Annotated in this window: 16 protein-coding genes; 4 read left to right on the top strand and 12 right to left on the bottom strand. The window is 65.7% G+C overall.

From position 1 onward, the window contains the following. Nucleotides 1-13: 13 nt before the first annotated feature. Nucleotides 14-1,186: an ABC transporter substrate-binding protein gene (locus tag I6F12_RS26745; RefSeq protein WP_036001824.1), complete on the bottom strand. Its 1,173-nt coding sequence runs from the start codon at nt 1,184-1,186 to the stop codon at nt 14-16. Between the two features lie 321 nt (nt 1,187-1,507). On the opposite strand from I6F12_RS26745, the gene I6F12_RS26750 reads away from it, so the two are divergent. Further along, nucleotides 1,508-2,770: an NAD(P)/FAD-dependent oxidoreductase gene (locus I6F12_RS26750; RefSeq protein ID WP_036001827.1), complete on the top strand. Its 1,263-nt coding sequence runs from the start codon at nt 1,508-1,510 to the stop codon at nt 2,768-2,770. Between the two features lie 220 nt (nt 2,771-2,990). Here I6F12_RS26750 and I6F12_RS26755 read toward each other — a convergent pair whose 3' ends face one another. From I6F12_RS26755 to I6F12_RS26765, 3 genes are read right to left on the bottom strand one after another with little or no spacing between them, the layout of a single operon-like run. Then, nucleotides 2,991-4,202 (bottom strand): ABC transporter substrate-binding protein, encoded by a 1,212-nt coding sequence (locus I6F12_RS26755; protein ID WP_225157618.1) that lies wholly within the window; start codon nt 4,200-4,202, stop codon nt 2,991-2,993. Nucleotides 4,203-4,250: 48 nt separating this feature from the next. Then, nucleotides 4,251-4,574 (bottom strand): 2Fe-2S iron-sulfur cluster-binding protein, encoded by a 324-nt coding sequence (locus I6F12_RS26760; protein ID WP_057028474.1) that lies wholly within the window; start codon nt 4,572-4,574, stop codon nt 4,251-4,253. Between the two features lie 11 nt (nt 4,575-4,585). Beyond that, entirely contained in the window at nt 4,586-5,794 is a 1,209-nt protein-coding gene (locus I6F12_RS26765; RefSeq protein WP_225157586.1) for a cytochrome P450, read from the bottom strand. Between the two features lie 83 nt (nt 5,795-5,877). Between I6F12_RS26765 and I6F12_RS26770 the strand changes: the two genes are divergently transcribed. Next, the gene (locus tag I6F12_RS26770) at nt 5,878-6,384 is read left to right on the top strand and encodes a MarR family transcriptional regulator (protein ID WP_225157587.1); all 507 of its coding nucleotides are present in this window, start codon (nt 5,878-5,880) and stop codon (nt 6,382-6,384) included. A gap of 344 nt (nt 6,385-6,728) precedes the next feature. Here I6F12_RS26770 and I6F12_RS26775 read toward each other — a convergent pair whose 3' ends face one another. Then, nucleotides 6,729-8,576 (bottom strand): feruloyl-CoA synthase, encoded by a 1,848-nt coding sequence (locus I6F12_RS26775; protein WP_225157588.1) that lies wholly within the window; start codon nt 8,574-8,576, stop codon nt 6,729-6,731. 152 nt (nt 8,577-8,728) lie between these two features. Here I6F12_RS26775 and I6F12_RS26780 point away from each other — a divergent pair, with 152 nt between their 5' ends. Both I6F12_RS26780 and atzF read left to right on the top strand, forming a co-directional pair. Then, nucleotides 8,729-9,235, top strand: coding sequence for a MarR family winged helix-turn-helix transcriptional regulator (locus I6F12_RS26780; RefSeq protein WP_225157589.1), 507 nt, complete (start codon nt 8,729-8,731; stop codon nt 9,233-9,235). 185 nt (nt 9,236-9,420) lie between these two features. Next, nucleotides 9,421-11,229: an allophanate hydrolase gene (gene atzF, locus I6F12_RS26785; RefSeq protein ID WP_225157590.1), complete on the top strand. Its 1,809-nt coding sequence runs from the start codon at nt 9,421-9,423 to the stop codon at nt 11,227-11,229. A gap of 15 nt (nt 11,230-11,244) precedes the next feature. Here the strand turns inward: atzF and I6F12_RS26790 are convergent, their stop codons facing one another. The 7 genes from I6F12_RS26790 to I6F12_RS26820 all read right to left on the bottom strand — a co-directional run bounded on the left by I6F12_RS26790 (nt 11,245) and on the right by I6F12_RS26820 (nt 17,105). Beyond that, nucleotides 11,245-11,460, bottom strand: coding sequence for a hypothetical protein (locus tag I6F12_RS26790; RefSeq protein WP_225113424.1), 216 nt, complete (start codon nt 11,458-11,460; stop codon nt 11,245-11,247). 100 nt (nt 11,461-11,560) lie between these two features. Further along, entirely contained in the window at nt 11,561-12,283 is a 723-nt protein-coding gene (locus I6F12_RS26795) for a GntR family transcriptional regulator (protein WP_225128439.1), read from the bottom strand. Continuing rightward, nucleotides 12,280-12,675, bottom strand: a complete 396-nt coding sequence (hpxZ, locus tag I6F12_RS26800) for an oxalurate catabolism protein HpxZ (RefSeq protein ID WP_225157591.1) — start codon at nt 12,673-12,675, stop codon at nt 12,280-12,282. The genes I6F12_RS26795 and hpxZ overlap by 4 nt, the downstream gene beginning before the upstream one ends. 1 nt (nt 12,676) lies before the next feature. After that, nucleotides 12,677-14,071, bottom strand: a complete 1,395-nt coding sequence (locus I6F12_RS26805; protein WP_225157592.1) for an AtzE family amidohydrolase — start codon at nt 14,069-14,071, stop codon at nt 12,677-12,679. 4 nt (nt 14,072-14,075) lie between these two features. Next, entirely contained in the window at nt 14,076-14,255 is a 180-nt protein-coding gene (locus I6F12_RS26810; protein WP_036001861.1) for a DUF4089 domain-containing protein, read from the bottom strand. 26 nt (nt 14,256-14,281) lie between these two features. After that, nucleotides 14,282-16,111, bottom strand: coding sequence for an ABC transporter ATP-binding protein (locus tag I6F12_RS26815; protein WP_225157593.1), 1,830 nt, complete (start codon nt 16,109-16,111; stop codon nt 14,282-14,284). Nucleotides 16,112-16,205: 94 nt separating this feature from the next. After that, nucleotides 16,206-17,105, bottom strand: a complete 900-nt coding sequence (locus I6F12_RS26820) for an ABC transporter permease (protein ID WP_036001868.1) — start codon at nt 17,103-17,105, stop codon at nt 16,206-16,208. Between the last annotated feature and the right edge of the window lie 2 nt (nt 17,106-17,107).

Genomic DNA, 17,107 nt, shown 5'->3' on the forward strand with positions numbered 1-17,107 from the left:
TACGTCGCTTGGCTCACTTCATCTTGCACTTCTCGTGGAAGCGATCCTGATCGTTCTCGACGATGGTGGCGACGGTCTTCAAGGCGAGCTGGCCTTCGGAATCCTTGACCACGTCCTGCAGATAGAAGTTCTGGATCGGGATGTGGTTGTTGCCGAACTTGAACGCGCCGCGCACCGACTTGAAGTTGGCCTTCTCCATCTCGGCCTTCATCTCGTCCTTCTTGGAGGTGTCTCCCTTCACGGCGACGACGGCGCTGTTGATCAGGTTCGCGGCGTCATAGGACTGCGCGCCGTAGAAGGTCGGGCGCAGGCCGGGGTACTTCTTGCGGTAGTCGGCGACGAAGCGCTTGTTCTGCTCGTTGGGGAGGTCGTTGACCCATTGCTGCGCGCCGGGCACCCCGAGCGCGTTCTCCTTCTGGAGCGGCAGCGAGAGCTCGTCGATGGTGAAGGCGGTGTAGAGCGGCATCGTGCTCTTCAGCCCGGCCTGTGCATATTGGTTCAGGAATTGCACGCCAGCAGCACCCGGGTAGAACACGAAGATCGACTCGGCGCCGGAGGCACGCGCCTTGGAGAGCTCGGCGGAGAAGTCGAGCTGGCTCGGCCACACCGTATATTCCTCACCCACGACCTGACCCTTGAAGGTGCTCTTGACGCCGGCCAGCATGTCCTTGCCGGCGGCATAGTTCGGGCCGATCAGGAACACCGACTTGACACCCTTCTGGTTCATATAGGTGCCGACCGCCTGCGGGGTCTGGTCGTTCTGCCAGGAGGTCGAGAACACGTAAGGCGAGCACAGCTCGCCCGCGAGCTGCGACGGCCCGGCATTGGCCGAGATCAGGAAGGTCTTCGAATCGACCGCGGTCTTGAGCGAGGCGAGCAGCACGTTCGACCAGATATAGCCGACGATGAAGTCGACCTTGTCGGACTGCACCAGCTTCTCGGTCTTCTGCTTGCCGACGTCGGGCTTCTGCCCGTCGTCCTCGTAGAGCACCTCGACCGGCTTGCCGGCCATCTTGCGGCCGAGATGATCGAGCGCGAGCTCGAAGGAATTGCGCATGTCGTTGCCGATCACGGCGGTCGGGCCGCTGAAGGTCGAGACGAAACCGATCTTGATGGTGTCTCCGGCGAATGCCTGATTTGCCAGCACCAGCGCCGCTGCGCCCGCCAGCCAGAATGCCGTCCTCATAACACTCCCTCCTTAATTATCGGTCCTGGAAGCGGGGTGATCGCCGCTCCAGGCCTGTCTCTATTGAACGCAAAATATGTCGCGCCGCCAATGGCTCAGCGCCCGCCCTGCACCATATTTCGCCCCGATCTGAGATGGCAAGAATTATAATTCTACTCACTTCGGCCGAGGCCGGCCCAGGGCCGGTCCGGGAGGCTGCGGCGCTTTTTCGCGCCGGATCGATACATCAGGCCTATGCGACGATTGATGACCTCTATTGGACCGCGGCGCCCAATCCGCACTTAAATGAAGGCGAGCAGCAGCGAGATCGAGGGTTAAATCATGGCCGCAAATCCCCATCGCGTCGTCATCGTCGGCGCCGGCTTCGGCGGGCTGGAGGCGACTTACCGGCTTGCGGGCGCTCCCGTCGAGATCACGCTGATCGACCGCCGCAATCATCATCTGTTCCAGCCCCTGCTTTACCAGGTCGCGACCGCCTCGCTCGCAACCAGCGAGATCGCCTGGCCGATCCGTCATCTCATGCGCGACCGGCGCGAGGTGACGACGCTGTTCGCCACCGTGAGCGGCGTCGATGCCGAACGACGCTGCGTGCTGATCGACGACGGCAGCGAGGTGCCCTACGACACGCTGGTGCTGGCCACGGGCGCGCGGCACGCCTATTTCGGCCACGATGAATGGGAGCAGTTCGCGCCCGGCCTGAAGACGCTGGAGGATGCGACCACCTTGCGCCGGCACATCCTGGTGGCGTTCGAGCGCGCCGAGCGCGAGATCGATCCAAAGCGGCGCGCGGCACGGCTGACCTTCGTGATCGTCGGCGCCGGCCCGACCGGCGTCGAGCTCGCCGGCACCATCGCCGAGATGGCGCATCACACCCTGCCCGCCGATTTCCGCAACATCGACACGCACAAGGCCCGCGTCGTGCTGATCGAGGCCGGCCAGCGCGTGCTCGCCGGCTTTCCCGACGAGCTATCAGCCTATGCGCAGGCCTCGCTGGAAAAGATCGGCGTCGAGGTCGTGCTCGGGCAGGCCGTCACCGAGATCAATCGCGAGGGCGTCGTGTTCGGCGGCAAACTGCTCGAGGCCAAGACACGGATCTGGGCCGCCGGCGTGCGCGCCTCGCCCGCTGCCGAATGGCTCGGCGCAGCGCACGATCGCGCCGGGCGCGTGCTGGTCGAGGCCGACCTCACCATATCAGGCCATCCCGAGATCTTCGCGATCGGGGATACCGTCAGCATCAACGCCTGGGACGGCAAGCCGGTGCCCGGCATCGCGCCGGCCGCCAAGCAGCAGGGCCGTCACGTCGCGGAGACCATCAAAGCGCGCCTGCGCGGCGCTGCAGCGGGTCCGTTCCGCTATAAGCATTCCGGTAACCTCGCGCAGATCGGCAAGCGGCTCGCAATCATCGATTTCGGCAAGATCAAGCTGCGCGGCACCATCGCGTGGTGGATCTGGGGCATCGCCCACATCTACTTCCTGATCGGCCTGCGCCACCGGCTCAGCGTCGCGCTGAGCTGGCTGTGGATCTACGCGCGAGACCAGCGCGCAGCGCGGTTGATCACGCAGGGGTCGAGCAAGGTGGTGTAGTCTTACTTCCTTCTCCCCTTGTGGGAGAAGGTGGCATAGGCGGCCTTCGGCCGCCGTTCTTAAGAACGCCGAAGCAGAGCTTCGGCTACGGCGCCGGATGAGGGGTTCTCTCAACTCTCGCGATTGTTCGTGAGGAGAGAGACCCCTCACCCGGCTTCGCTTCGCGAAGCCACCCTCTCCCACAAGGGGAGAGGGTGCAATTGCGCCGCGCTCGCGGCCGCTACTTCACCAGCTCGCACCCGCCTTCCGCGAGCGGGCGGAACGCCTGGTCTGCCGGAATCGTCGCGACCAGCTTGTAATAGTCGTACGGATATTTCGACTCCTCCGGCTTCTTCACCTCGAACAGGTACATCGGATGCACGACGCGACCGTCCTGACGGATCGCGGTGTCGCCGAACAGCTTGTCCTTGCCCTTGAACTTCTTCATCTCGGGCACGACCTGCTTGGCATTGTCGCTGCCGGTGGCGGCGACGGCGTTGAGATAAGCGAGCGTGGAAGCATAGACTCCGGCCTGATTGCCGCTCGGCATCTTGCCGTTCATGCCGGGCCGTGCAGCAAAACGCTTGGCGAACGCGCGGGTATCATCGTTCATGTCCCAGTAGAAGGCTTCCATGAGCTGGAGGCCCTGCGCGACCTTGATGCCCATGCCGTGAACGTCGTTGATGAAGAGCAGGAAGGCGACGAGCTTCTGCCCACTCTGCTGGATGCCGAATTCGGCGGCCTGTTTCACCGCATTGATGGTGTCGCCGCCTGCATTGGCGAGCCCGATGACCTGCGCCTTCGAGCTTTGCGCCTGCAGCAGGAAGGACGCGAAATCGGAGGTGCCGAGCGGATGCTTGGACGAGCCGATCACCTTGCCGCCGTGCCCCTCGATGTATTTCTGCGCCTCCGCCTCGATGCCCTTGCCGAGCGCGTAATCGACCGTGAGGAAATACCAATCCTTGCCGCCGCGCGACACCATGGCGGCTGCGGTGGTGTTGCCGGTCGCCCAGGCGTCGTTGACCCATTGGATCGTGTTGGGCGAGCAGGCCTTGCCGGTGAGGTCCGAGCTTGCGGTCGAGGACGCCAGGAAGGTCATGCGGCTGTCGCGCAGAAGCGCGTTGATGGAAAGACCGACGGCCGAGTTCGGCACGTCGACGATCGCGTCGACGCCTTCGACGTCGAGCCATTTGCGCGCGATCGCATTGCCGACATCCGCCTTGTTCTGGTGATCGGCATAGACGATCTCCACCTTGATGCCCTTGCCGCCGCCGCTGAAATCCTCCGCCGCCATGCGCGCGGCCTCGACCGAGCCCATGCCATTGGTGTCCTGGAAGATGCCGGAGATGTCGTTGAGCACGCCGATGCGCACGACGTTGTCCGATATTTCGGCGTTGGCCGCGCCGGTCACCAAGCTCGCAGCCACCGCGAGCGTCCACTTCAGATGTTTCATCATTCCCTCCCTGTTTGATATTTTGCGAAGATCCGACGGCTTGGCAGATCAGACCTGCCGCTCTGGCAACTTCAGGACGAGCCCATCGAGATCGGGCGTGATCGTGATCTGGCAGGACAGTCGGCTCGTCGGTCGCCGCTCAGCGGCGGTGCCGTCGAGCAGCGCATCCTCGTCGTCGGCCATCGCAGGCAGGCGCGCGAGCCAGCTCTCGTCGACATAGACATGGCAGGTCGCGCACATCGCGTTGCCGCCGCATTCGGCCAGAATGCCGTCGAGGCCGTGACGGGTCGCGGCCTGCATGGCGCTCTCGCCGCCTGCGGTCTCGACGCGATCGGACTTGCCGTCGGGATGGATGAAGGTAATGGCAGGCATCAAGCTCCTCGTCAGGCCGGGGTGATCGTCACAGGCAGGCTGTCGAGCCCGCGCAGCGTGTTGTTGAAACGGCGCTTCGGCTCGCCCGTGATCTCGAGCTTTGCGATGCGCCGGGCCAGCGCGGTCAGCATCACTTCGCCTTCCAAGCGGGCGACGAGCTGGCCGACGCACATGTGGATGCCGGAGCCGAAGCCGACATGGCCGGAGGTGCGGCGGGTGATGTCGTAGCGGTCGGGGTCGTCCCAGCGCCTTGGATCGCGGTTGGCGGCGGCAAGGAACATCAGCACCTTCTCGCCCTCACCGATTCGCGCACCGGAGAGCTCGACCTCACGGGTGGTGGTGCGGAAGAAGGTCTGCACCGGGCTCTCGAAGCGCACGGCCTCCTCGAAGGCACCGCGCGCGAGCGTGAGGTCGTCGCGCAGCCGCTGCCATTGATCGGGAAAGCGCGCGAGGCAATACACCGCAGCGCCGATGCCGTTGACCGTCGTGTCGAGTCCGGCCGACAGCAGCGAGCGCACCAGCAGCGGCGCTTCGGTGGGCGTGATGGCGCCCTCGTCGACCTGTGCATGGATGCAGGCGCCGAAGCCGCCGGGCGCCAGATTCTCGCGCTGGCACTGCTCGGCGACATAGGCCTGATGCGGCGCCGATCGTTCGATCGCCTGCTGGCGCAACTGGTTGGGTGGGCCGAACGCGTTGAATACCACGCTTGCGTAGGGAATCAGATGCTCGCGCCCTTCCGGTTTCAGACCCAGCGCATCTGGAAAGATCGACAGAGGATAGGCCTCGGCGAGATCCGCGATCGCATCGAAGCTGCGCATCTGCAGCAGGGCATCGACACGCGCCTCGGCCGCCTCGGCAAAGCGGTCACGGACCTGCTTCATCACGGTCGGCGACAACACTTTTGACAGGACGGCGCGGGTGCGGGTGTGCGCCGGCGGATCGGCCTCGAGGATCAGGCTCGGCGGTCGCCACGGCGCCTCCTTCTTGAAGTCGGAAAGGCCGACGCCGCGGCTGGAGCAGAAGGTTGCGGGATCGTTCAGCACAGCGTGGACCTCGGCATAGCGCGCCACGCCATAGACGTTCCACTTGTCGAGATAGACCACGGGGCCGGCTTCCCGCAGCAGCTCATGCGCCGGATAGGGGTCGGCAAAAAAGCTCATGTCGAAGGGGTCGACGTCGAGATGCGGGACACCCGATCCCGCGCAGCCGGATGCGGTCATGGAAGACCTCCCTCATTTTGATCTTGTGAAAGGACGACGCATGCCCTTAGGTCTTTGGGCCCGCCGCGAGTCAGAAACCCGATATGCCGCCGTCCTCGACTAAAGCCCGCCACAAGCCCGCGCCCCATGATGCAGGGCCGACGCTCGATCTCGACCGTTACGTCCCGGCGTTCATCACCTTCATCGCCAACAAGCTCTCGAACAGCGCGACCGCGTTCTATCAGCGCGAGTTCGGTGTCAACGTCACCGAATGGCGGATCATGTCGCTGTTGGCGATCGAACCCGGCATCCCGGCCTCGCGCATCTGCCACGTCATCGGCTTCGACAAGGGGCCGGTGAGCCGGACGCTTGCCGGCCTCGAAAAGCGCGGGCTGGTGTCGATCCGCACCGACCCGAACGACGGCCGCACCCACTCGATCTCGTTGACGGCAAGGGGCCGCGCCACCCATGACAAGGTGATCGTCGCTGCGTTCGAACGCGAGCGACGGCTGTTGTCCTGCCTCAGCAAGGACGAACGCGAGGTGCTGATCGATCTCTTGCGCCGGCTGCACGAAAATCTCGGCGCGGTGACCGGCAGCATCGACACCTGACGGGTCGCGCGCGGCGCGCAAGCTCCCGTCACTCCCGATCATGCGCCGGCATTTGCCGACGGCACCCCTTCTGCCGCGCATTGCTTCCTCCAGAAAGAACGCGGCGGTTCGCCCGCCGTCATCTCTGTCTGGAACGGTTCGCACAGATTAGTTGCTTAGGCAACAAAAGAATCAGCAGAATATTGCGACAGGGTTGTTGGCGTACCCCACTCGTCATTCCGGGGCGCGCGTAGCGCGAACCCGGAATCCATCGTGCACCACCCCTACGGTGAAATGGATTCCGGGCTCGCGCCAAGAGGCGCGCCCCGGAATGACAGCGGAATATGGCGTCGCTAACTCGGCCTTTACAATCCGATCCACTCACCCGACGCATCATCGTTCAGCCGCGCTACCGCATCGGCGCGGCGCGTCAGCACGGCGCGCTGGTTGATGTAGCCCTTGTCGGTGATCTCGCCGCCGTCGACCGACGGTGGCTCGGCGAGCAGCAGCGCGCGGGTGGCGTGACCGGAGGAGTTGGCGCTCTGCTGTTTCAGCTTCGCCAAACCCTGCGCGATGGCGCTGCGGACCTTGTCGTGCGCCAGCACGTCGCTGGCCGCCGCCGTTTCGGGCAGACCGGCATGGGCGCGGCAAGCGGCAATATTCGGGAACACCAGGAAACGCACCTCGTCACCGCCGTGACCGGCGACGACGATGTCCTGAGCCAGCGGCGCCAGCGCGGCGATGCCGGCAACGCGCAAGCCGCCGACGCTGACCCAGGTGCCGGAATTGAGCTTGAAGTCTTCGGCAACGCGACCGTCGAAGAACAGGCCGCGCTCGGGGCGCGCGCTATCGGCAAGCTTCACCGCGTCGCCGATCAAGTAAAAGCCCTCCTCGTCGAACGCTTGCCTGGTCAGCTCGGGTGCCTTCCAATAGCCGGGCGTGACGTTGGGGCCACGCACCCGCACCTCCAGCTTGTCGCCGGAGGTGACGAGCTTCAGCTCGGTGCCGGGAATGGGCACGCCGATGTTGCCGGAGCGCTCGGCGAGAAAATGACAGTCGGTGGCGAGCGGTGAGGTTTCCGTCGAGCCCCAGGCCGAGACCATCGGCAGCTTGCGGCCGACCGTCTCGAGCGAGAGCTCTTCGAGAGCATCCCACAGATTCTGCGGCAGCGCGGCCCCGGCATAGAAGGCGAATTTCACCTCGCCGAAGAAGCGGCGGCGCAATTCCTCGTCGCTGCGCAGTGCCGCGATCAGCATGTCGAAGCCGCGCGGCACGTTGAAATAGACCGTCGGCATCACGCTTCTGAGGTTGGCGAGCGAGGTCGCGAACAGACCGGGCGCGGGCTTGCCGCCATCGATGTAGAGCGCGCCGCCGTTGCGCAGCACGAGGTTGAAATTGTGGTTGGCGCCGAAGGTGTGGCTCCAGGGCAGCCAATCGAGAATGACGAGATCGCGGCTCCGTTCGAGGAAGGTCCAGGTCTGCGCCTTGGCCTGCTGGCTCGACGTCAGCATGCGCTGGGTGTTGATGACGGCTTTCGGCGTGCCGGTCGAACCCGAGGTGAACAGGAATTTTGCGATCGTATCAGGCGTCACCGCGGCGAAGGCTCTTGCGACGTCAGGCGTCTCGGGCGTTGCCGCAATGGCGTGGAACGCGAGCGCGTCGACGTCATCGGCATTGCCGCTGATGACGTGTGCGCTGTGCAACGGCTTGATGGCGGCCAGCGCTGGCGCGAACGGCTGGAGCGCAGAGACGTAGATCGCGCCCGGATCGAGCAGCGCAATCATGCTCTTGAGCTTGTCGAAATCTTTCGACATCAGCGAATAGGCCGGCGAGATCGCCGCCGAGGGGACGCCGACATGCTGGGCGGCGAGCGCGAGCAGCGCATGATCGATGCTGTTGTCCGAGAGGATCGCGACGGGGCGGTCCGCGCTGAGCCCTTGTGCCAGGACCCAGGACGCGGCGGCGCGCACCTTGCGAAGCGCCTGCGCATAGGTGACGGTGGTCCAGGGCATTTCGACATTGCCGCGCTCGGCGAGGAAGATCGCATCCGGCCTTTGCTGCGCCCATTGCTCCAGCCAATCGCCGGTGCAGCGCGCAGTCTCGCCGAGAGGCTCGGGCGAGCGCAGAACGATGCTGCCGTCGGGCCGATGCTCTGCGACGGTCCTTGGCGTTGCGAACAGGCCTGCAACGTCACCATGTGAGGCGACTGTCATGTGTTTCCTCCTCCATCCCGGTTACAGGATCGACCGCGGCCTCGTTCCGGGCTGCTTTGGCCTATAATGTTGGGCACGCCAATTGTTGTCGTCAACAACAATCTTTCGCTTCGAACCCAGGGGCGCTAGGGTTGCGCGACAGGAGAGACGACGTGACAGCCACAGCATCCCGGGCGGACGGCCGCCACGCCCCACGCAAGCGCGCCGGCAACGGCGCAGCACCACGCGATGGCACCGACGACGTTGGCCTCGACGCGCTGGTCGGCCACGCCGGCTATGCGATACGGCGCTTCCAGATCTGGATCTTTCAGGACTTCATCAAGACGCTCGGCGAGGTCGACATCAGGCCGACGCAATATTCGGTGCTGACCGTGATCGGCGCCAATCCGGGCCTGTCGCAGATGGCGGTGGCCAAACGCCTCGGCATCGAGCGCGCCCGGCTGGTGCACCTGCTCGACAGCCTCGAGCAGCGCAAGCTGGTGAAGCGGATCAAGTCGAAGCAGGACCGGCGCTCGCATGCGCTGCACCTCACCGCGCAGGGCGAGACGGCGCTTGAGAAGTTCAAGCGGCTCGCGGCCGAGCACGAGCGGCACGTCGAGGCGAAGATCGGCAAGGAGAACCGGGCACAGCTCCTCCGGATCCTCTCCGGCTTCACCTGATCCCGACTGCCTATGATTTGGGCAGATAGGTCACTGAGGCGACCGGCCGGGCGCCAGCCGAAATGTCCCCCAAGCCACTGATCGCACGATAAGATCCGGCACGATCATCCTGCCCGGATTCTGTACACAATGGCACATCGCTTGCTTAACTCCGGGCGAAGACGAATTGCCGGAGTTTTGCCGCCATGGGGGCCGAGCAGCCTGAAACGATCGCCGCGATTGTGGCCGCGCACCGCGCGGGGACGCTGACGCCGGCGCAGACGGTCGCGCGGACCTATCAGCGCATCCGCGATCACGACGATCCTGCCGTGTTCATCAGCCTGCGCGACGAGAAGGACGCGATCGCGGAAGCAGAGAAGCTCGCGGCCCGGGCGGATGCTGCCAGCCTGCCGCTTTACGGCGTGCCGGTCGCGGTGAAGGACAATATCGACGCGCTGGGCTTCCCTACCACCGCGGCCTGCCCGGCTTTCTCCTACACGCCCACGCACGACTCGACCGCCGTCGAGCGCCTGCGCGCAGCGGGGGCGATCATCATCGGCAAGACCAATCTCGACCAGTTCGCGACCGGCCTCGTCGGCGTCCGCTCGCCCTACGGCATTCCCCGGAATTCGATCCGCGAGGATCTCATTCCCGGCGGCTCGAGCTCGGGCTCGGCCACTGCGGTCGGCGCCGGGCTCGTGCCGTTGTCGCTCGGCACGGATACCGCCGGCTCGGGCCGCGTGCCGGCGATGCTCAATAACATCGTCGGGCTGAAGCCGAGCCTCGGCATGATCTCGACCGCAGGCCTGGTGCCGGCCTGCCGCACGCTCGACTGCATCTCGGTGTTCGCACTGACCGTGGACGATGCCGCACTCGCGCTGTCGGTGATGGCCGGCCCCGACCAGGCCGATCCATTCTCGCGCGACCGGCCGTTCGGCGCGATCACGCCGATGCCGGCAAACCTGCGCTTGGGTGTGCCGCGCAACGGCCAGCTGATCTTCTTCGGCGACAAGAAAGCGGAAGCCGCCTACAATGATGCGCTGAAGCGATGGACCGCGCTCGGGGCAAAGCTGGTCGAGTTCGACCTCGAGCCGTTCTACGAGACGGCGCGGCTGCTCTATGAGGGCCCCTGGGTCGCCGAGCGTTACCTCGTGATCAAGAACCTGCTGGCGTCCGCGCCAGACACGATCCACCCCGTCACGCGGGAGATCACCGCGGCCGGCGCGCGGCTGACCGCGGCGGAAACCTTCTCGGCGCTCTATCGCCTGCAGGGCCTGCGCAAGATCGCCGAACGCACGTTCGCCAACATCGACGCGCTGGTGCTGCCGACGGCGCCGACGGCCTATACGACCGCGCAGGTGCTGGCCAATCCGATCGAGCTCAACAGCCGGCTCGGCACCTACACCAATTTCGTCAACCTGCTCGACCTCTGCGGTCTCGCTGTGCCGGCTGCGATGCGCAGCGACGGAATTCCGTTCGGCATCACTCTGCTGGCGCCCGCAGGGCGCGACGCGCTGCTCGCGAGCATCGGCCGGGTGTTCCATGCCGATACCAAACTGACGGTCGGCGCGAAGGGTGTGGCACAGGCCCCGCTCGCGCCACTGCCCGCAAGCAACGGCGATGCAATCCCGATTGCGGTGGTCGGCGCGCATCTCACTGGCATGGCGCTGAACGGCGAGCTGACGGCGCTGAACGGAAAGCTGATCGAGGCGACGAAGACCGCGCCCGACTACAAGCTCTATGCGCTCAAGACGACGCCGCCGAAGCCGGGCATGCTGCGCGTTGAGGCCAGCAAAGGCGCTGCCATCGAGCTGGAGATCTGGTCGTTGTCGTCGTCCGCCTTCGGCAAGTTCGTCAACGCGATCCCCGCGCCGATGGCGATCGGCACAATCAGGCTCGCCGACGGACGCAGCGTGAAGGGATTCCTCGTCGAGCCGGAAGTGCTGGGCGATGCGCGGGACATCACGGCATATGGCGGCTGGCGGAAGTTTATGGCTGAAGCTACGACGGCGTAGACAGCGACCGCGGCCTTACACCGGCTTGCGCCAGGCGGCTTCGTTCTTCTTCTCGTAATCGTCGAACGCCTTGACGAGGCCGGACAGCACCTCTGCGGACGTTTCGAACATCGCGGTGAGCTGGGGCTCGTCGACCTTGCGGATGTCTTCGCGCAGATGCGTCACCGTCTCCTGTAGACGCTGCTTCATCTTCTGGGTGTGATGGCGCGGATCTTTCTCGGAGGAGGCCATGGTGTTTTCTCCTTATCGGATCGATGGGAGGAAACGATCGGTGCAAAGCCGGGTTCCTGAGAACCGACGCCTCTCCTTCACCTCGTGGTGAACACGCAACTCACACCGACACCGCGTAGATCTCATACTCCCCGCGCACCAGCTCGATATGCGCACGCATGGCGGCGGCGGCACCCTGCTTGTCGCCGCGCATGATGGCGACGACGACGCGGTCGTGCTCGGCCTGCGACTTGGCGAGACGGCCGAGATTGCGAAACTGGGCGCGGCGGAACGGCTGCACGCGGACGCGGGTCGCGAGCGTGATCTCGGCGATGTAGCCGTTCTGCGAGCCGGCATAGAGCGCGTTGTGGAAGCGCTCGTTGACCTCGTGGAAGCGCTCGGGATTGCCGGTGTAGCTCAGCACCCGCAGCTCCTCGTGGACGGCCTCCAGGCCGTGACGCTCCGCCGCCGACATGCGTTCGGCGGCAAGACCGGCGCACAAGGCCTCGAGCTCCGCCATCGCCTCGAACATGCCTTTCAGCCGCTCGACGGATGGCCGCGCCACCACGGCGCCGCGATGCGGCCGCGCCTCGACAAGGCCGCTCGCCACCAGCTGGCGCAGCGCCTCGCGCACCGGCGTGCGCGAGACGTTGAAGCGCCGCGCGATGTCGGTCTCGTCCAGCGGCGAGCCCGGCGCCAGCGTTCCCCGCACGATCTCGTCGGCAAGCTGCAGCCGCAGCTCCTCGGCGCGCGTGACCTTCAGCAGCGACGGCGATGCACGGTCGACGCGCGGCACCACCGGCTCGGCCGGCAATGCGCCCTGCGGAAGATCATCAAGCGTCATACGGTCTCTTTCGGCTCGTCGATGATGCTGACATGAGCGGCGACGACGCGCCAGCCCTCCGGGAAACGTATCCACGTCTGCATCTGCCGGCCGACCATGCCGGGAGCCGTATCGCGATAGAACAAGGTGGACGCCACGGCCGTGTCGCGGCCATAGCTGGTGATCACGGTTTTGGCGGTGCGGCGGTTCAGCCCGACCGGCGAACGGCCGGCGCGGAAACCGGAGATTGCCTCGTAGCCATAGAGGTTCTCGCCGATGCCGTAGCGCAAGGTGCGCGGATCGTTGCGGAAGAGCTCGCCGAGCACGGCGACGTCGTTGCTGACGAGGGCTTGCTCATAGCGCTCGAACGCGGCTTTGACTTCCGCGATCACCTCGGGGAGATCGATCTGCATCTTAGAACCCTCTCGGCGCGGGCGCAGCGACGACGCCCACCTTCTCCAATGCGTGCGCGACGCGCAGCGCGATGTCCTCGCGCCAGGGCGCACAAATGATCTGCACGCCGATCGGCAGCGGCTCGAGCGGCACGGGGACCGCGACCACCGGCAGGCCGATGAAGGAGATCGGCTGGGTGTGGATTCCGATATTGGCGCGCACCGGCAAATCGACGCCGTCGAGATTGAAATTGACCTGGCCGAGCTTCGGCGCGGTGCAGGGCGTCGCCGGCGCCAGCAGCACGTCGACCGATTTGAAGATCTCGGTGAGTTGCGCGCGATACCAGCGACGGAATTTCTGGGCACGATCGACCAGCGCAGCCGGGACCATGGCGCCCGCGATCAGCCGGTCGCGCACCGCCGGGTCGAAATCGCCAGGGCGCTTGCGCAGGCGATCGAGATGGAGCGAAGCGCCTTCGGTTGTGGTGATGACGTAAGCCGCCGCACGGGCGCGCGATGCTTCGGGAACATCCACCACTTGCGTCGCGCCCAGCGCCTGGGCGACGCGGCTGACGGCTTCGACCGCTTCCGGAAACACGTTCTTCTGGAAGTGTCCGCCGGCGATCGCAACGCGCAGGCCGGAGATGGACTCATCGAGCCGCGGCGTGACGGGCTCCAACCCGCGCGTGGTGCAGGCGCCGTCGTCGGCATCCGGACCCTGCATCGCGTCATAGGCGAGCGCGAGATCGGCGACGGAGCGCGCGAACGGGCCGAGATGATCGAGGCTCGCCACGAACGGGAAGGAGCGCGCACGTGACAGCCGGCCATAGGTCGGCTTCAGGCCGAAGATGCCGCAGAAGGACGACGGCACGCGGATCGAGCCGTTGGTGTCGGAGCCGAGCGCGATCGGCACCAGCGCGCCGCCGACGGCGCTGCCCGAGCCGCCGGAGGAGCCGCCGCTCATCCGCGTGGTGTCGTGCGGATTGCGCGAGGGACCGTCGTGGATGTTCTCGCCCGTGAAATCGTAGGCGTATTCGCCCATGTTGAGCGCACCGACGAGAACGGCGCCGGCCGCCTCCATCCGCTCGATCAAGGTCGCATCGCGCCTGGCGGGCGCGAGGTCGCGGTTGATCTTCGAGCCGGCGCGCGTTGAAAGGCCCGCCACATCGAACAGGTTCTTGACGGCGAAGGGGACGCCGGCGAGCGGACCGACATTCCTGCCCGCGGCGATGTCGGCATCGATCGCGCGCGCTTTGGCGCGGGCGCGTTCGGCGGTGACGTCGGTGAAGGAATTGAGGATGCCGTCATGCCGCTCGATGCGCGCGAGCGCGGCTTCGGTGGCATCGAGCGCGGACATCTTGCGCCCCGCAACCGCACTTGCGATCTCGGAGGCCGTCATCTCTGGCTTGGCGGACATGGCGTCAGGCCGTGAAGATCGGCGCCGGCTCGGTTTCGTCCGGCAGCGCGAATTCGTCGACCAGACGGCCAAGCCGCAGCGAGACCTCGAGGTTGGCGCGAACGGCAGGCCGCCAGGCCTCCTCGATCGGCAGCGCCAGCGCCTTCGACACGGCGTCGATATAATCGTCCAGGGGTTCGGCCATCACGCTCTCAAGCAATCAGTGCAGTCTTAGTGTGTCGGCAACGGCGGATGCGGGATCGCCGTCAGCAGCTCCTTGGTGTAGTCGTCCTTGGGATCGCCGAGAACCTGCTCGGAAGAGCCCTCCTCGACGATCCGTCCGGTCCGCATCACAATGACACGATCGCACAACAAGCGCACCACGTTCAAATCATGCGAGACGAACAGATAACTCATACCTAGCCGCGCCTTGAGGTCCTGCAGCAGGTTGAGGACGACAGCCTGCACGGAGACGTCCAGCGCCGCGGTCGGCTCGTCCAGGATGACGAGCTTGGGATGCAGCGCGATCGCCCGGGCGATACCGACGCGGGCCTTCTGGCCGCCGGACAATTGGTGCGGGAAGCGGTCGAGCAGATTGTGCGGCAGGCCGACCATGGTGGCGAGTTCCTCGCAGCGGGCGCGGAGCGCGTCGCGGCCCTTGATATCGCCAAGCTGCATGATCGGGTCGGCGATCGCGCGCGCGGCGGTGAAGCGCGGGTTGAGGCTGTCGGTCGGGTCCTGGAACACCATCTGGATGCGGCTACGCTGCGGCAGCCGGGCGAAGGCGGCAGGCTGAATGCCGCCGATGTCCTCGCCGTCGAACTGGATCAGGCCGGAGGTCTGGTCGAGCAGACGCATCACCATCATCGACGTGGTCGATTTGCCGCAGCCGGATTCGCCGACCAGACCGACGCTCTCGCCATGACCGATCACGAAGCTGATGCCGTCGACGGCGCGGAACACGTCCGGCTCGACCGGCGGCTTGCGGCCGAACAGCTTGCCGAGCACGGCGGTCGCGCCCTGGCGGGGATATTCCTTGACGAGCTTTTCAACGCGGAGGAGGAGCGTCTTCTCCCTCTCACCGCTTGCACCGCTCTGCTCCCTCTCCCCGTCCTTCACGGGGAGAGGGTTGGGGTGAGGGGCTGCCTCTGCGAACTCGACTCGTGGAGAGTCCCCCTCACCCGCCGCACTTCGTGCGTCGGCCTCTCCCCGCACGCGGGGAGAGGCAAGAGTCTCCTCTTCCGGCAGCAGATCGCGCAAGCTCACCCCGAGCCGCGGCGTCGCGCGCATCAGCTTCTTGGTGTAGGGGTGCTGAGGGTTGGCAAAAATGTCGGCGGCGGTGGCGGTCTCGACGACGCGGCCCTTCTCCATGACGACGACGCGGTCGCAATAGGCGGCAGCGAGGCCAAGATCGTGCGTGATCAGGATGGTCGACATCGCGCGGCGTTTCGTCAGCTCGACGATCAGGTCCATCACCGCCTTCTGCGTGGTGACATCCAATCCGGTCGTCGGCTCGTCGGCGATGAGCAGCTGCGGATTGCAGGCCAGCGCGAGCGCGATGACGACGCGCTGGCACATGCCGCCCGACAGCTCGAACGGATAGGCGTGATAGCGCTCGCGCGGGCGGGCGATCTTGACCTGCTCGAGCGCCTCGATCGCCTTCTCGCCGTGATCTGCGACCTGGGCCTGCTGCACATGGGTGCGCAGCACGTCCTCGATCTGATCGCCCACTTTCCGGATCGGGTTCAGAGCGGCGCGCGGGTTCTGGAAGATCATCGAGACTTCGCGGCCGCGCAAGTCCCGCATCTGGTCTTCTGTCGCCGCCTTGACGTCGATGCCGGAGAACATCACCGAGCCCTCGGCGATCTTGCCGGCGCGGTCGAGGATGCGCATCACCGCGTAGGAGGTCACCGACTTGCCGGAGCCGGATTCGCCGACGATGGCGAGCGTCTCGCCCCTGGCGACGGAGATGTTGACGTGCTGCACCGCCTTGACGATGCCGCGTCGGGTGGTGAATTCGACCGTGAGGTCCTGGACGTCGAGCAGGGGCTGGGCCGTCATGGACGGCTCCCGTCACTCAAACGGTCGAAAACAACCCCATGCACAGTAGAATGGCGACTGAAATCATTGGAGAATTTCTGACGTACGTCTGCCATCACGTCCTCCGCTGGGGATCGACGATGTCGCGGAGGCCATCGCCGAGCAGGTTGAAGCAGAACACGGCGATCATCAGGGCAAGGCCTGGGAAGAGCGCGATCCACCATTCGCCCGACACCATGAAGCCCGCGCCTTCGGCGACCATGATGCCCCATTCGGCGGTCGGCGGACGGACGCCGAGGCCGATGAAGGAGAGGCCGGCCGCGTTGAGGATGGCGTAGCCCATGGTCAGGGACATCTGCACGATCATGATCGGCATGATGTTCGGCAGGATGTGCACCAGGAGGATGCGGAACTCGCCGTTGCCTGACAGACGCGCGGCCTGCACGAAGCCGGCATTGCGGCGGACATTGGCTTCCGCGCGCGCGACGCGGGCATAGAGCGGGAAGTTCACGATCGCGGTGGCCAGGATGATGTTCTGCACGGTGTTGCCGAGCGCGGCGACGATGCCCATCGCGAGCACGAACAGCGGGAAGGCCATGATGGTATCGGCGATGCGGCCGACGATGCGGTCGGTCCAGCCGCCGAAATAGCCGGCCGCGATGCCGGCAAGGCCGCCCATCAGGAACACCAGCGCGACCGAGGCGATCGCGATGAAGAAGTCGAGGCGCGTGGCGACGATGACGCGGCTGAAGATGTCGCGCCCAAGCTGGTCGGTGCCGAACCAGTGCGCCGCCGACGGCGGCTTCAGCGCGGCGGCCGTATCCGAGGCGAGCGGGTCGTACGGCACCACGTAAGGGCCGAACAGCGCGGCGAACACGATGATCAGGAGCAGCGCAAAGGCAAAGCCCGTGACCTTGTTCTCGCCGAGGACGTAGCGGGTCTGCTCGAGCACCGCGACGAGGCCTGATGTGCGGGCGGGGCCAACAGGTTCAACAGCAGGCGCAACGGAGCTCATAA

Origin of the sequence: Bradyrhizobium sp. IC4059, from assembly GCF_020193615.1 — a bacterium.
Taxonomy (GTDB): Bacteria; Pseudomonadota; Alphaproteobacteria; order Rhizobiales; family Xanthobacteraceae; genus Bradyrhizobium; species Bradyrhizobium yuanmingense.

Bases quoted from the DNA above. Each gene is read 5' to 3' on its own strand.
- I6F12_RS26770 (WP_225157587.1), top strand. From the start codon at position 5,878: ATGCCGCCGTCCTCGACTAAAGCCCGCCACAAGCCCGCGCCCCATGAT.
- I6F12_RS26815 (WP_225157593.1), bottom strand. From the start codon at position 16,111: ATGACGGCCCAGCCCCTGCTCGACGTCCAGGACCTCACGGTCGAATTC.
- atzF (WP_225157590.1), top strand. From the start codon at position 9,421: ATGGGGGCCGAGCAGCCTGAAACGATCGCCGCGATTGTGGCCGCGCAC.
- I6F12_RS26760 (WP_057028474.1), bottom strand. From the start codon at position 4,574: ATGCCTGCCATTACCTTCATCCATCCCGACGGCAAGTCCGATCGCGTC.
- I6F12_RS26810 (WP_036001861.1), bottom strand. From the start codon at position 14,255: ATGGCCGAACCCCTGGACGATTATATCGACGCCGTGTCGAAGGCGCTG.
- hpxZ (WP_225157591.1), bottom strand. From the start codon at position 12,675: ATGCAGATCGATCTCCCCGAGGTGATCGCGGAAGTCAAAGCCGCGTTC.
- I6F12_RS26775 (WP_225157588.1), bottom strand. From the start codon at position 8,576: ATGACAGTCGCCTCACATGGTGACGTTGCAGGCCTGTTCGCAACGCCA.
- I6F12_RS26805 (WP_225157592.1), bottom strand. From the start codon at position 14,071: ATGTCCGCCAAGCCAGAGATGACGGCCTCCGAGATCGCAAGTGCGGTT.
- I6F12_RS26755 (WP_225157618.1), bottom strand. From the start codon at position 4,202: ATGAAACATCTGAAGTGGACGCTCGCGGTGGCTGCGAGCTTGGTGACC.
- I6F12_RS26820 (WP_036001868.1), bottom strand. From the start codon at position 17,105: ATGAGCTCCGTTGCGCCTGCTGTTGAACCTGTTGGCCCCGCCCGCACA.
- I6F12_RS26765 (WP_225157586.1), bottom strand. From the start codon at position 5,794: ATGACCGCATCCGGCTGCGCGGGATCGGGTGTCCCGCATCTCGACGTC.
- I6F12_RS26745 (WP_036001824.1), bottom strand. From the start codon at position 1,186: ATGAGGACGGCATTCTGGCTGGCGGGCGCAGCGGCGCTGGTGCTGGCA.
- I6F12_RS26750 (WP_036001827.1), top strand. From the start codon at position 1,508: ATGGCCGCAAATCCCCATCGCGTCGTCATCGTCGGCGCCGGCTTCGGC.
- I6F12_RS26790 (WP_225113424.1), bottom strand. From the start codon at position 11,460: ATGGCCTCCTCCGAGAAAGATCCGCGCCATCACACCCAGAAGATGAAG.
- I6F12_RS26795 (WP_225128439.1), bottom strand. From the start codon at position 12,283: ATGACGCTTGATGATCTTCCGCAGGGCGCATTGCCGGCCGAGCCGGTG.